Origin of the sequence: Thioclava pacifica DSM 10166 (assembly GCF_000714535.1) — a bacterium.
GTDB classification, from domain to species: Bacteria; Pseudomonadota; Alphaproteobacteria; order Rhodobacterales; family Rhodobacteraceae; genus Thioclava; species Thioclava pacifica.
Map to the genome: position 1 here is coordinate 154,494 of NZ_AUND01000012.1, position 14,422 is coordinate 168,915.

Here is a 14,422-nt window from a genome sequence, read left to right on the forward strand (position 1 = left end):
AAAGGCGAGGCCGTTTGACAACTAACGGTCGGGCAGCGCCCCCTCCCCCCTTCACCGGAAACCGATTGACCCGGCAAGCAGCTGTGCGACCGTCGGCTGATCGAGATAGCCGGTCACGGTCAGGCCACTCGCTTTCTGAAAACGGCGAATGGCGCGGCGGGTGTTGTCGTCGAACACGCCATCCACCTTGCCCGGTTTGAACCCCATCTGTGCGAGGCGCTGCTCTACAAGGGATTTCGCCACGCTGGGCAGGCCGAGCGCATCCTCGCGCGCCTTGGCCGCCTTGATCGCGTCGCTTTCCTGGCTTTGCTGCTGCAACTCGGCGATGCGCGCTTCGGCCTCGGCCTTGAAGGCCGGCTTCGGGCGGCTCGCGAGGTAATCGCGATAGGAAGCGATGGTATCGGCGTTGCGCGCAGCGTCCCAATCGGCACGATCGGCTGCCTGCGCTTCGGCGCGGCGGTCTGCCTCGATCGCGTCAAGCCGCTCCTGCGCGAGCTCAGCGAAGAGACCATCGGGGTATTTCTTCAGATAAGCGCGCAGACCCGCCTCATCGCCGGCCTTGCCGGTCTGCTCCCAAAAGGCGCGGTCCTGTCGGTCGATTTCGGCTTGGCGCGCCTCGGCCTCGGCTTTCAGCTCGGCGGCACGTTTCTCGCCCTGCGCTGACAGCGCGGTCAGCTGCGCGCGGGAGAGATAGCCGGTCGGGTCGAATCCGTTCGCCGTCTGCCAACGTGTGATCGCGCCACGTGAGCCGGGGCCGAAGATACCATCCACGCCCTTCGGGTCGAAATCGAGAATCGTGAGGTTCTGCTGCACCTCGCGGCGCTGGTCTCGCGTCAGGTTCAGCGCGTCTTCATCAGCCTTGGCCTGCCGTTCCGGCTCGGCCTTGAGCGTGGTGATCCGGGCTCTGGCCTCATCGGCATTCGGACCTTTGGGATAGCGATCAAGGTAAAGCTGATAGGCGGTGATCGAGTCTTCGGCCCGCGCCATATCCCAATACGGGGAGGAAGGATCGGCCTGCGGAGTCGCGACAGGAGCAGGCGCGGCCTGCATCTCGGCCGCAAGGAAACTGAAGCTGTCGGGCAGGTAGCCACTCGCGACGAGACCCTCGGACTGCGCGGCGCGCATCAGCGGCGCTCCGGGCTTCACCAGGTCACCGGACATCAGCGAGGCGACTTCCCGCGGGCTGCCACGCAATACGGTGACACCCTGCGGGATTGCGAGATCGCCAATGCCGGGTCGCGTCAGACCTCGACCCGTTCCCTCGTCATCGGCGCTACCGAGCAGCAGCACCGCCTGACCGGGATGAGATGCGAGCACGGTCATCACCGCCGAAAGCGGCAAAGCTTCGCTTACCGCCTCCGGCAGGGAGGTGTCACGCATGTCGGTCGGCAGGAACCACGTTTCGGCCCCCGCATGGATGAAGCGGCCCGAAAGAGCGACGACAACGCGGTCTGCATCGGTGGCACGGGTCACGAAATCGCGAAACCGCGCACGAATTTCCGAGGCAGACGCATCATCCTCGGTCAGGATCGAAAAGCCAGCCTGCTGCAAGCCAGCCTCGGCCTTGGTTGGCGCATCCGCGCCGCGCAGATCATCAATCCGGTCGTAATTTGCATTGCCCAGCACCAATGCCAGATCGGCGGCATGGGCAGGGAGCCCGAGCGCCGCCAGCGCGACGCCTGTCAGAAGAAGTTTTCGCATGGGGTCCTCCATCTCTCTCGACGAAGAAACCCGCGATCTTCCCTCCCGGTTCCTCAGTCGTATTTGCGCTGGTCGTCGATCACCTTGCCATCATTGGGCAGCGAGCCCGGCGCGACAAGCTCGATGACGCCCTTCATCTTCAAGGCCTCGCGAATTCCGCCGTCGAAACGCGCGGGATCGGAAGCTTCGGTCTCGATCTGCACCGTCATCACATCCATCTCGCCCTCGCGGGTCGCGACGACGCGAGCCTTGGCGACCTCGGCATGGGCGGCCACGAAGGCCGCGACCTGCTCCGGGCGCACGAACATGCCCTTGATCTTGGTGGTCTGGTCGGCGCGCCCCATCCAGCCCTTGATGCGCATATTGGTGCGCCCGCAGGGGCTGATCCCTTCCATCACAGCCGAGAGATCGCCGGTTGCGAAACGGATCAGCGGGTAATCGGGGTTGAGCGTGGTCACGACCACTTCGCCGACCTCGCCGGGAGCGACCGGATCGCCGGTGCCGGGGCGGACGATCTCGACGATCACGCCCTCGTCCACGATCATCCCCTCCATCGCCCGGCTTTCATAGGCGATATTGCCCAGATCAGCCGTGGCGTAGCATTGCAGGCAGGAGATGCCGCGATCGGCATAGCTCTGGCGCAGGCTCGGGAAGAGCGCGCCACCCGAAACGGTGGCCTTGGTGATCTTCAGCGCCTCGCCCATCTCATCGGCTTTCTCGAGGATGATGCGCAGATAATCGGGCGTGCCCGCGTAGGTGGTGGTGCCGATATCGGCGGCGGCGCGGACTTGCAGCTCGGTCTGGCCGGTGCCCGCGGGCAGGACGGCGGCGCCGACGGCACGCGCGGCGTTCTCGAACATCATGCCCGCCGGGGTCAGGTGGTAGCCGAAGCAGTTCTGCACGATATCGCCGGGACCAACTCCAGCCGCATGCGCAAACCGCCCGAGCCGCCACCAGTTCGGGCTGACATCGCCGGGTTCGTAGATCGGTCCGGGTGACTGGAAGATATGGGCGAAGGCATGGGCGGGCTTCGTGGTCAGACCGCCGAAGGGCGGAGCGCCCTTCTGCGCCGCGCCGAGATCGGATTTACGCAGAACCGGCAGTTTCGCCAAATCGGCACGCGAGATCACCTGTGCTGGATCGACACCCTCAAGATGCGCCGCGATCCCCGGCGCTTTCATCGCCGCTGCGATGAGAGCAGGCAGGCATTCGGCCAGCGAAGCCTCTCGCGCATCCGCGCTGCGGGTTTCCAAATCGTCGAAATACTCAGCCATCTCTCGACCCTTTCCGTTCGGCGGGCAAACCGCCCCCGTGCCGCACCCAAAACGCTGCGCAGCAATTGTTTTAATTCAATGTGTTACGATCACGCCAACCAACGCTTCCGGCGGCGATAGCTGCGCACGTCACGGAAGCTCTTACGGCCCTCGTCGGACATGCCGAGATAGAATTCCTTCACGTCGGGATTCTCACGCAGATCGGCCGCCGGGCCGTCCATCACGATGCGGCCCGATTCCAGGATGTAGCCGTAATGGGCATAGCGCAGCGCGACATTGGTGTTCTGCTCGGCCAGAAGGAAGGTCACGCCCTCGTTCTCGTTGACCGATTTCACGATCTCGAAGATCTGCTCCACAAGCTGCGGCGCGAGACCCATCGAGGGTTCGTCCAGCAGGATCGTCTCGGGGCGGCTCATCAGCGCGCGGCCCATCGCGACCATCTGCTGCTCCCCGCCCGAGGTATAGCCCGCCTGCGATTTGCGGCGCTCCTTCAGGCGCGGGAAGTAGTTATAGACCATCTCGAGATCGGCCTGGATCGCGCCGCGCCCGTCCTTGCGGGTATAGGCGCCGGTCAGCAGGTTTTCCTCGACAGTCAGGTGTTCGAAACAGTGACGGCCTTCCATCACCTGGATCACGCCCTTGCGCACGAGATCGGCGGGGCTCATTTCCTGCACGCGCTCGCCGCGATAGGTGATCGAGCCCTTGGTGACCTCGCCGCGCTCGGATTTGAGCAGGTTGGAGACTGCCTTGAGCGTCGTCGTCTTGCCCGCGCCATTGCCGCCCAGCAGCGCGGTGATCCCGCCCTTGGGTACGTTGAGGCTGACCCCCTTCAGCACGAGGATGACGTGATTGTAGATCACCTCGATATTGTTGACCTCGAGAAGGGTCGTGTCGGTTTTCGCAGCGTCCAGCATGGCTTTCTCCGGGGCGTTGGGGTGGCCCCCGGCGCAAGACGCCGGAGGCCGGTTTGGCTTAGTTGCACCGCTCGGCGATGTTGTTTTCCTTGGCGAAGGCCGCGGAATCTTCGGCGATCAGCGGGTCGATCACGCTCGAATCCGCCGAGATCCAGTCCGAAGCCGCGACCCATTTGCCGTCAGCGGCGTTCCACTTGAACATAAGGCCGGAGCCCGGACCGCCATGATCCGCGCAGGTCGCCTGGATCGGCTGGGCGAAGTTCGGAAGGCCCAGTTCATTCAGACGCGCCTCGGTCAGGTCGAGCTGTTCGAAACCGTCACGCACCTCTGCGGGCGTAACCGCCGAATGACCATGGATCTCCTGCGCCTTGCGGATCGCTTCGGAGATGATCATCGCCGCATACATGCCGCGCGAATAGAGCATCGTGCCCACTTCATCGCCCGCGCCCGCAGCCTTACCGGCGTCGATCACGTATTTCTGGATGTCCGCATAGACCGGGAAGTCCATGCCCGTGCCGTGGAAGGAAACGGTGGTGTACCCATCGGCCTTTTCACCAGCCGAGCGCACGTCGTTTTCCGAACCCGACCACCAGATGCCGACGAAGTTCTCCATCGGGAAGCGGATGTTCACGGCCTCCTGGATCGCGACCTGGTTCATAACGCCCCAGCCATACATGATGACGAAATCAGGCTTCGAACGGCGAACCTGAAGCCATTGCGACTTCTGTTCCTGGCCCGGATGGTCGACCGGCAGCAGTTCGAGTTCGAACCCGTCCCGCGCGGCGAGCTCCTGAAGGGTGCGGATCGGCTCCTTGCCGTAGGCGGAGTTATGATAGACCAGAGCGATCTTCTTGCCTTCGAGAGAGCCGCCAGCCTTGCCCATCAGGTATTGCTCGATGATCGAGGCGCCGTCCCAGTAGTTGGCGGGATAGTTGAACACCCACTCAAACACCTTGCCATTCGCCGCCGAGGTGCGGCCATAACCGGGCGTGTAAAGAACATGCCCGTCGGCGGTCACTTTCGGGATCAGCTGGTAGGTGATGCCGGTGGAGAGCGGGTTATAGGCCAGTGCGCCGTCGCCCTTGGTCGACTCGTAGCACTCCACACCTTTCTCGGTGTTGTAGGCGGTCTCGCATTCGGGCACGCGAACCATCTCGCCACCGATGCCGCCATCGCGTTCGTTGAGCAGCGTGAAATAGTCATTGAAACCGTCGGCATAGGGGATGCCGTTCGCGGCGTAAGGCCCGGTGCGATAGCTGAGGTTCGGCACCACCAGCTCGGCGAAGGCCGGGGCCGAGGTCAGCGTCATCGCCGCCGCGACCAGAGCGGTAAAGGTCTTCTTCATAGAGTTCTCCTCCCAGAGGTACTTTGTTCGTGCCGGGCTCGTCCCGGTTCTTCGATTTGTTGGGCGGCCCCGCCTTAGTGCGGGAAGGGCCAAAGCCGGAGTTTCTCTTTCGCCACGCGCCAGAGCTGCGCGAGGCCATGCGGTTCCGCGATCAGGAAGGTCACGATCAGACCGCCGACGATCATCAGCTCGATATGCGCGGCAAGGTCGGTCGGCCAACCAAGCGTGCCCACGAGCACGTTCTTGAGGAAGACCGGCAGCAGCACGAGGAAGGCCGCGCCCGCGAAGGAGCCGAAGATCGAGCCCAGACCGCCGATGATCACCATGAAGAGGATCAGGAAGCTCTTCTGGATCCCGAACGCCTCGCCCACTTCCGCCGCGCCCAGATAGACCGCGAAAAACAGCGCGCCGGCGATGCCGATGAAGAACGAGCTGACCGCAAAGGCCGAAAGCTTCGTCGTCAGCGGATTCACCCCGATGATCTCGGCGGCGATATCCATGTCGCGGATCGCCATCCATTTGCGCCCGACCGTGCCGCGCGTCAGGTTGCGCGCAATCAGCGCCACGATCGTCAGCATCACGAGGCAGAACATGTATTTCGCCATCGCCGAAGTCTGCGCGCCGGTGACGAACACGCCGAACATCGTGCGCTCGGGCGCGTTGATCTGGCCCGAAGCCGAGTAGTTGTAGAACCACGGCACCTTGTTGAACAGCCAGACAAGGAAGAACTGCGCCGCCAGCGTCGCCACCGCGAGGTAGAAGCCCTTGATGCGCAGGCTCGGCAGGCCGAAGAGCACGCCGACTGCCGCCGTGATACCACCTGCGAGAATGACATGGATGAAGATCGACACCTCGGGGAAGGCAGTCATCAGCTTGTAGACCGCGTAAGCGCCCACCGCCATGAAGCCCCCGGTGCCAAGCGACACCTGACCGGCGTATCCCACGAGGATGTTCAGCCCGATCGCCGCAATCGCGTAGATCAGAAACGGCACCGCGACCGCGTTGGCCCAGTAATCATTGATGAAGAGCGGCACGATCCCGAAGGCAATCGCCAGCACTACGTAATAACGCAGCCGGTCGAACTTGATCGGGAAGGTCTGGCTGTCCTCCCGGTAGGACGTTTTGAAATCACCTGCTTCGCGGTAAAACATCAGCCTCTCCCTTTCCCGAGGGAGAGACGATGTCCTCCCGTCAGCAGCCGCGCCGGATCCTGACCCAGGCCCAGAGCCCGGCCCCGGCGCCCAGCGCCGCCAGTGCGATATTCAGTGTTTGCAGTTGCGTCGGCTCTTCCGGTGGTGCGGCTAGCGCGATCCAGCCGAAGGCGAGCGCTGCTCCCCAGCCAATCGTGAATACGGTTGCGCAGGTCTTCATCGGTAACGGTCCTCCCAAAGCTCGTCACGGTGTCGTGACGGCGGGCTCCCTTCCCGTTGATGCCACGACATGTGACAGCTTGTCGCACCCCTGCGCACCGATCAAGAAAATTATCACTGCGGTGTGAAAGCATCGTGATCATGGTTCAGACCCTCTCGATGATCTTCTCGCCGAACAGGCCCTGCGGCCGGAACACGAGGAAGACGAGTGCGAGGACATAAGCGAACCAGTTCTCGGTTGCGCCACCGAGGAACGGAGCCCCGATCAGCAGCTCGAACAGTTTCTCGCCCACACCGATGATCAGACCGCCGACAATGGCGCCCGGGATCGAGGTAAAGCCACCCAACATGAGCACCGGAAGCGCCTTGAGCGCGATCAGCGAGAGCGAGAACTGCACGCCCGATTTCGAACCCCACATGATGCCGGCGACCAGCGCCACGAAGCCCGCGATCGACCAGACAAGGATCCAGATGAAGCGCAGCGAGATCCCGACCGACAGCGCGGCCTGGTGATCGTCAGCTACAGCACGCAGCGCGCGACCCTGCTTGGAGTATTGCGAGAACACCGTCAGCGCGGCCACCAGCAGCACCGCGACGATGGCCGCCACGATATCGAGATTGTCGATGAAGAAGCCGTAGCCGAACATGTTGTAGGTGACACTGTCGATGGTCTCGTTGATGCCCTGCGGCAGACCCACATCGAGCGTTTTGATGTCCGAGCCCCACATCACGTCCCCGAAACCTTCGAGGAAATAGGCCATCCCGATCGTCGCCATGAAGAGGATGATCGGCGCCTGATTGACGAGATGCTTGAGCACCACCTTCTCGATGATGATCGCGAGCACCACCATCACACCGACGGTCAACAGGATCGCGACCAGCGCCGGGACTTCCCAGGGAAAGTTGGTGTAATGCTTGCCGGTCATCGCGTTGATGAGATGGGCGAAGGGCACCTGCCCTTTCTGGATGCCCACCAGCGTGAGCGCGGCGAACAGGGCCAGCACGCCCTGGGCGTAGTTAAAGATGCCGGAGGCCTTGAAGATCAGAACGAAGCCCAGTGCCACGAGCGCATAAAGCACCCCCGCCATCAGGCCATTCAGCGTCACCTCGGCGGCGTAGAGAACGATATCAGGCATGACGCGCCTCCGATTTCTGAGTTGCGGTGCGGATGGTGTCAGTCATGGGCCACCCCCAGATAGGCGTCGATGACGTCCTGATTGTTGCGCACCTCGTCAGGGGTGCCGTCGCCGATCTTCTTGCCGTAATCCATCACCACGACGCGGTCGGAGAGGTCCATGACCACGCCCATGTCGTGCTCGATCAGCACGATCGTGGTGCCGAATTCGTCGTTCACATCGAGGATGAAGCGGCTCATGTCCTCTTTTTCCTCGACGTTCATCCCGGCCATCGGCTCATCGAGCAGCAGCAGCTTCGGCTCCGCGGCCAGCGCGCGGGCCAGCTCGACCCGCTTCTTCAGGCCATAGGGCAGACGGCCAACCGGAGTTTTCCGAATATTCTGAATCTCAAGAAAGTCGATGATCTTCTCGACCTTCTCGCGATGCTCGTCTTCTTCCTTCGCGGCACCCGTCCACCACCAGCCGGCCTGTGCCAGAAGACCGCTTTTCATATGGGTCAGGCGGCCGGTCATGATGTTGTCGAGCACCGACATGCCGTCAAAAAGCGCGATGTTCTGGAAGGTCCGCGCGATGCCGAGCCGGGCGACCTGGTAGGGCCGCATCGGACCGCGCTTGTAGCCGTGGAACCAGACCTCGCCCTCGGTCGGAATGTAGAAGCCCGAGATCACGTTCAGCATCGAGGATTTACCCGCGCCGTTCGGGCCGATGATCGCCCGGATCTCGCCTTCGCGAATGTCGAAGGAGATGTCCTTGATCGCCACGACACCGCCGAAGCGCAGCGTGATGTTCTTCATCTCCATGATCACGCCGCCGATCTGGCGGCCGTCGGCGGTGACGTAGCCGTCGCTCATATCGTTCATTCCGCTGCCTCCGCCATCGTCTTCGCCGACGCGACCTTCGCATCCGCGATCTTCAGCGTTGCCTTGATCGAGCCCTTGCGGCCGTCCTCATAGGTCACTTCGGTCTCGGTGTAGATCTCGTCGCGGCCGTCATAGAGCGCCTCGATCAGGTCGGCGAATTTCTCGCCGATCACGTTGCGGCGCACCTTGCGGGTCCGGGTCATCTCGCCGTCGTCCGCGTCGAGTTCCTTGTGCAGGATCAGGAATCGATGAACCTGACAGCCCGACAGCATCGGGTCTTCGGCGATGCTCGCATTCACCTCTTCGACATGCTCGCGGATCATCTCGTAGACGCGCGGATGGCCCGCAAGCTCCTGATAGGAGGCGTAGGAGATGTTGTTGCGCTCGGCCCAGTTGCCGACAGCCGTGAGGTCAATATTGATGAAGGCCGTGCAGCGATCCTTGCCCGCGCCGAACACCACCGCCTCGAGGATCGAGGGGTAGAACTTCAGCTTGTTTTCCACGTATTTGGGCGCGAACAACCGGCCATCGGCCATTTTGCCCACATCCTTGGCGCGGTCGATGATCCGCAGGTGACCGGTGTCTTCCTCGAAGAAGCCCGCATCGCCCGTCGCGACCCAGCCTTCCGGGTCCTTGGTCGAGGCCGTGCTCTCGGCGTTCTTGTAGTATTCGACGAAGGTGCCGGGGCTGCGGTAATAGACCTCGCCATTCTCGCCGATCTTCACCTCGACGCCGGGCGAGGGCACGCCCACGGTATCGGCACGCACTTCGCCATCGGGCTGCTGCGTGATGAAGACCGAGGCCTCGGTCTGACCGTAGAGCTGCTTCAGGTTGATCCCGAGCGAGCGGTAGAAGGAGAAGATCTCCGGCCCGATCGCCTCACCTGCGGTGTAACCAACGCGGATGCGCGAAAAACCGAGCGTGTTCTTCAGCGGCCCGTAGACGAAGAGATTGCCAAGCACATAGGACATCCGCTTGCCGAAGCTGACGGCCTTGCCGTCGAGAATGTCGGGACCGACTTCGCGCGCCACCGCCATGTAGCGGTCGAACAGCCATTTCTTGAGACGGCCCGCATCTTCCATGCGGATCATCACCGAGGTGAGCTGGTTCTCGAACACCCGCGGCGGGGCGAAGAAATAGGTCGGACCGATCTCGCGCAGGTCGGTCATCATCGTCTCGGGGCTTTCGGGGCAGTTAACGGTAAACCCAGCCCACATCGCCTGTCCGATCGAGAAGATGAAATCGCCCACCCAAGCCATCGGCAGATAGGCGAGCACTTCATCATTGTGGTTGAGGTGGTCGAACTCGCTGGAAGCCTTCGCCGTCTCGATGATGTTGCGGTTCGAGAGCACCACGCCCTTCGGCTTACCGGTGGTGCCTGAGGTGTAGAGCATCACGCAGGTGCTGTCATAGGTCAGCTCGGCGATGCGCTTGTCGAGCTCGCTCTCATAGCGCGAATGGCCGGCGCGGCCCTCGGCCTGCACATCCTCCAGCGCGTTCATGCGCGAGTGGTCGTATTTCCGCATACCGCGCTTGTCGGTATACATCACATGCTTGATCGCGTGGATGCGGTCTTCGATCTCCACGATCTTGTCGACCTGCTCCTGATCGCCGCACACGACAAAGCGTGCGCCGCAATGCTCCATCACATAGGCCATCTCTTCGGCAGCGGCGTCCTGATAGAGCGGCACCGGAATCGCACCGCACATCTGCGCGGCCACCATCGACCAGTAATGCATCGGACGGTTGCGCCCGATGATGGCGACATGGTCGCCCCGTTCCACGCCAAGGCTCAGGAAGCCAAGCGCCATTGCGCGGATTTCCTCCGCCGCCTGCGCCCAGGTCCAGCTCTGCCAGATGCCAAATTCCTTCTCGCGATAGGCGGGGTAGCCGCCATATCGGGCCACGTTCCGCGCCAAAAGCGCAGGAATCGATTGGGCAGGTGCCTGCCCCTTCGCGACTGCGTCAGCCAAATTGTCCTCCCTCGCGCCGGTGTCCCGACGTCCCTCTCCGCACAGGGCGAATCCTCCGCGCCCAGTTCGGCATGACCGGAGACTGGCTGTCAAAGTTTTCGTGATCTTTTCGTGATTGTAACGAATTCTTACAGCTTCGCTGCGCAGCGAAACGCTCTTTGCCAAGCCCCGCGCGGGTGCTACCCACGCGTTGGAGCGGGAGGAAACGACGTGAGCGAAACAAGCCGCGAAAGGCTGACCCAAGCGGGTCTGAACCTGATCGGACAGGCGTTGTCGATCTTCGACAGCGATCTGCGGCTTGCGGTTTCCAACCGGCAATATCAGCTGATGTTCGACCTTCCCGAACCGCTTACCCGCCCCGGCACCACGTTCGAGGACACGATTCGTCATCTCGTGGCGCGTGGGGAATATGGCGAGGTCGACGATCTCGAGACCGCCGTGCGCGAGCGCGTCGAGACCGCGCGCGCCTTCGAGGCCCATTACATGGAGCGCCAGCGCGCCAATGGCCGGACGATCGCGGTCGAGGGGGCCCCGCTGCCGCAGGGCGGCTGGGTCACCGTCTATACCGACATCACCGAGATCAAGCGCCAGGAGGCGCTGTTACGTGCCCGCTCCGAGGAGCTGTCCGATCAGCTGCTCGATCACGCCGAAGCATTGGCGGCCGCGAACCGTGAACTCGCCGCGACCAATGCCGCGCTGGAGGAAACCTCCCGCCAACTCGCCATCACCGAGGCCCGCACCCGGCAGGTGACCGAGATGACGCCCGCCCATATCGCGCGGGTCGACCACGATCTCATTTACACCTATTCGAATCGGCGTCTGTCCTCTGTCATGCCGGGTTCGCTCGCCAATGCGGTCGGCCGGCACGCCACAGAGGCGTTGGGACCGGAGACCTTCGCCAAGATCGAGCCCGGCTTCACCAAGGCCTTCGCGGGAGAGGCCAACGTGATCGAGATCACGCATGATCCCTCCGGACGACGTATTCGCATCGCGCTGACCCCAGACCGGGATCCCGAGGGCACGGTGATCGGGGTCTTCATTCTCTCGACCGACGTGACCCACGAGACGCAAGCCCGCGCCGCGCTCGCACAGGCCAGCAAGCGCGAGCTGGCGGCGAAGCTGTCCTCTGGGCTCGCGCATGATTTCGCAAACCTGCTGACGATCATCCTCGGGCTGCAAGGGCGGCTGGAGCGGATGGAGGATCTTCCTCCCGAAGCGCATGAGGCGATCCGCGCGACGCTGGCCGCGGCGCGGCGCGGGGGGACTCTGCTCGACCGGATCGCCGCGATTTCGGGGCCGCGCGAACTGCGCCCCGAAGCGGTTGTTCTGGCAGACCTGCTCGACGATCTTGCCGCGATGGCCGGGCCCACGCTGCACGAACCGGTCACGCTGGAGATCGACATCGAGGGTCTCGACACGCCGATCCTGCTCGATCCCGGCCCGCTTCAGGACAGCCTGCTGAACCTGATCCTCAACGCGAATGACGCGATGCGAGAGACAGGTGGCACGATCGCGATCGCCGCTCATCCGGTGCGCGACACTTGGGTCGAGATCTCGGTAAGCGATCATGGCTCCGGCTTCTCGGAAGAGGCGCTCGAACACGCGCTCGACCCGTTCTTCACGACGAAGGGCAGCGAGGGCTCGGGGCTTGGCCTGTCGATGGTCTATGACCAGACCAAGCTTGCGGGTGGCACGGTAAGGTTGCGCAATACCGGCGAGGGCGCACAGGTCACGCTGCGCCTGCCGCTGCGCGAGGTCGCGGCCCAACCCTCCCCGATGCTGGTTCTGCTTGTCGAGGATGACGAGGATATCCGCGCCACAACCCGCGACATGCTGCGCTCGATGGATCACACGGTGATCGAGGCCGGTTCCATCGCCGAGGCCGAGGCGCTGCTGACCCTGCCCGATATCGACGCCGTGCTGTCGGATATCCAGCTGCCCGGTGCGCGGACGGGGGTGGACCTTGCCCGCGCCATCGGCGATCAGGTGCCGGTGATCCTGATGACCTCGCTGCCCCCCGGCGATGCGCTGCGCGCTTCCGCCCCCTGCCCGGTCATCCAGAAACCTTTCACGGCCGCGCAGCTCGCGGCCCTGCTTGCCGGAGCCCGCGGATGAGTGCAGATCTGCCCCTTGTCGCCATTCTCGACGACGAACCCGAGATCCGCCGGATGCTGTCGGATGCGCTGGAAGAGGCGGGGTTCCGCACCCAATCCTACGCCCGCGCAACCGAGTTCGAGGCCGGGCTGAAGCGTTCGTCTCCCGATGTCTGCCTCGTCGATCTGGGCTTGCCCGATCGCGACGGGCTGGCACTGGTGCATCGGCTGGCACTGGAATCGGGGGCGGCGATCATCATCATCTCGGGTCGCGCGCAGGTGCAAGACAGGGTGACGGGGCTCGAGCTTGGTGCGGACGATTACATCATCAAGCCCTTCGACCCGGCCGAGGTCGTGGCCCGCATCCGCGCCCGCTTGCGAAAGGGTCGCACCGAGAGCCCGAGCATCTCGCAGACCGCTTATTTCGCGGGGTGGACTGCCCATTTCGACCGCTACGTTCTGATCGACGAAGAGGCGCACGAAACCTCTTTTTCCCATGCCGAGGGCGAGGTTCTACGGCTTTTCCTCGAAAGCCCGAACCGACTGATCACCCGTGCGCAGATGCAGGAATCCTTGGGCGGCGCTGCGGGTGAAAGCTTCGACCGGGCGATGGATGTGCGGATCTCGAGGCTGCGCACGAAGCTGGGCGAAGACCCGAAGAACCCGCGCCTGATCAAGACGATTTACGGTGCGGGCTACATCTTCCTCGGCGAGGTGCGCTGGGGCTGAGCCGTCCCGTTAACCCTTTTATTCTGGCCAAGGCGGCCGGGTTCTGATTCACTTCACAAAATCGGGATGTTCGGAGCACTGCCATGCTCAACCTCATTCTTCACACGCCGGGAGCCCGGCGGTTCTACCGCGTCGAGATCTCCGACAACCTCTTCGGGGAATACACGGTGCTGCGCGAATGGGGACTGCAAGGCCATAGCGGAAGTCAGTGCCTGCGCTGGTTCTCGAACCTGCGCGACGCCGTGACCGCAGCCGAGACCTTCCGTCGTCGTGCGCAGCGACGCGGCTACCGCCTGAGCGAAGCCGCAGCAGGCCAGAGCGGCAACTGAACAACGCGCTCAGTTCTCGGGCGTCGACTTGCTGCCCTTTTCCTCACGCTTGATCTTCGCCCGGATCTTCTCGAGCCGCGCTTTCAGACGCATGCGGCGGCGGTTCTGATAGGCGGTGATGATCGGCAGCGAGACATAGTAGCAGATCGTCGCCGCGATCACGCCCGGACCCAACCCGCCCACGAGATAGGGCAGCCAGACATCGGTGAAGAAACGTTCGAGCCCGCCCCATTCGGCATGGGCCGGGGTGAACATGGCCCAGAAATTATGGAGCAGATCGTGACTTGCCGCCTGAAAGGTGTTGAGCAGCCCTTCGGGTGCCGCCCCCCGATCGAGCCTGTCGCCCAGGATCTTGTGGCCAAGCTTGGTCGAGAAGACCGCGATGATCGGGAAGGTGACCGGATTGCCGAAGAAGGTCGCGAGGATCGCGGCCAGGATATTGCCGCGCATGATCCAGGCCACCGTGGCGGCACTCAGGAAATGGAACCCGAAGAGCGGCGTGAAGGAAACGAACACCCCCGCCCAGACGCCGCGGGCGATCCGATGCGGGCGGTCGGGCAAACGGTTCACCCTGTGCTTGACGTATTGAAACGCCCGCGACCAGCCGGATTTCGGCCAAATCGCCTCGCGCAGGTTTTCCCACACACCCCGTTTCTCGCGTCGTCTGAAGACCACGCTGCCGTCCTTTCCCCCGCCCG

13 protein-coding genes are annotated in these 14,422 nt (G+C 63.3%); 3 read left to right on the forward strand and 10 right to left on the reverse strand.

Annotation, left to right across the window (positions count from 1 at the left end):
• Window positions 1-51: 51 nt before the first annotated feature.
• From TP2_RS06530 to TP2_RS06570, 9 genes are all read right to left on the reverse strand, one after another.
• Window positions 52-1,701, reverse strand: coding sequence for a peptidoglycan-binding domain-containing protein (locus TP2_RS06530; RefSeq protein WP_038075030.1), 1,650 nt, complete (start codon window positions 1,699-1,701; stop codon window positions 52-54).
• Window positions 1,702-1,754: 53 nt separating this feature from the next.
• Entirely contained in the window at window positions 1,755-2,975 is a 1,221-nt protein-coding gene (locus tag TP2_RS06535; protein WP_038075034.1) for a phenylacetate--CoA ligase family protein, read from the reverse strand.
• 89 nt (window positions 2,976-3,064) lie between these two features.
• Complete coding sequence (locus TP2_RS06540; protein ID WP_038075036.1) at window positions 3,065-3,889, reverse strand: ABC transporter ATP-binding protein; 825 nt, start codon at window positions 3,887-3,889, stop codon at window positions 3,065-3,067.
• A 58-nt stretch (window positions 3,890-3,947) separates the two neighbouring features.
• Window positions 3,948-5,234, reverse strand: coding sequence for an ABC transporter substrate-binding protein (locus tag TP2_RS06545; protein ID WP_038075037.1), 1,287 nt, complete (start codon window positions 5,232-5,234; stop codon window positions 3,948-3,950).
• A gap of 74 nt (window positions 5,235-5,308) precedes the next feature.
• Window positions 5,309-6,385 carry a branched-chain amino acid ABC transporter permease gene (locus tag TP2_RS06550; RefSeq protein WP_038075041.1) on the reverse strand — a complete coding sequence of 359 codons (1,077 nt, stop codon included), beginning with the start codon at window positions 6,383-6,385 and terminating at the stop codon, window positions 5,309-5,311.
• 40 nt (window positions 6,386-6,425) lie between these two features.
• The gene (locus TP2_RS06555) at window positions 6,426-6,605 is read right to left on the reverse strand and encodes a hypothetical protein (RefSeq protein WP_038075043.1); all 180 of its coding nucleotides are present in this window, start codon (window positions 6,603-6,605) and stop codon (window positions 6,426-6,428) included.
• A gap of 145 nt (window positions 6,606-6,750) precedes the next feature.
• Window positions 6,751-7,740 (reverse strand): branched-chain amino acid ABC transporter permease, encoded by a 990-nt coding sequence (locus TP2_RS06560; protein WP_038075049.1) that lies wholly within the window; start codon window positions 7,738-7,740, stop codon window positions 6,751-6,753.
• 38 nt (window positions 7,741-7,778) lie between these two features.
• The gene (locus TP2_RS06565) at window positions 7,779-8,600 is read right to left on the reverse strand and encodes an ABC transporter ATP-binding protein (protein ID WP_038075053.1); all 822 of its coding nucleotides are present in this window, start codon (window positions 8,598-8,600) and stop codon (window positions 7,779-7,781) included.
• Window positions 8,597-10,573 carry a long-chain fatty acid--CoA ligase gene (locus tag TP2_RS06570; RefSeq protein WP_038075056.1) on the reverse strand — a complete coding sequence of 659 codons (1,977 nt, stop codon included), beginning with the start codon at window positions 10,571-10,573 and terminating at the stop codon, window positions 8,597-8,599. Before TP2_RS06570 ends, TP2_RS06565 begins: the two co-directional genes overlap by 4 nt.
• A gap of 210 nt (window positions 10,574-10,783) precedes the next feature.
• Between TP2_RS06570 and TP2_RS06575 the strand changes: the two genes are divergently transcribed.
• The 3 genes from TP2_RS06575 (at window position 10,784) to TP2_RS06585 (ending at window position 13,724) form a co-directional block, all read left to right on the forward strand.
• Window positions 10,784-12,688, forward strand: a complete 1,905-nt coding sequence (locus TP2_RS06575) for a hybrid sensor histidine kinase/response regulator (RefSeq protein ID WP_038075060.1) — start codon at window positions 10,784-10,786, stop codon at window positions 12,686-12,688.
• Window positions 12,685-13,395 (forward strand): response regulator transcription factor, encoded by a 711-nt coding sequence (locus TP2_RS06580; protein WP_038075063.1) that lies wholly within the window; start codon window positions 12,685-12,687, stop codon window positions 13,393-13,395. The genes TP2_RS06575 and TP2_RS06580 overlap by 4 nt, the downstream gene beginning before the upstream one ends.
• An 83-nt stretch (window positions 13,396-13,478) precedes the next feature.
• Window positions 13,479-13,724, forward strand: coding sequence for a WGR domain-containing protein (locus tag TP2_RS06585; protein ID WP_038075067.1), 246 nt, complete (start codon window positions 13,479-13,481; stop codon window positions 13,722-13,724).
• A 9-nt stretch (window positions 13,725-13,733) separates the two neighbouring features.
• On the opposite strand, the gene TP2_RS06590 is transcribed toward TP2_RS06585, so the two are convergent.
• Entirely contained in the window at window positions 13,734-14,399 is a 666-nt protein-coding gene (locus TP2_RS06590) for a DUF2062 domain-containing protein (protein WP_038075070.1), read from the reverse strand.
• Window positions 14,400-14,422 lie beyond the last annotated feature (23 nt).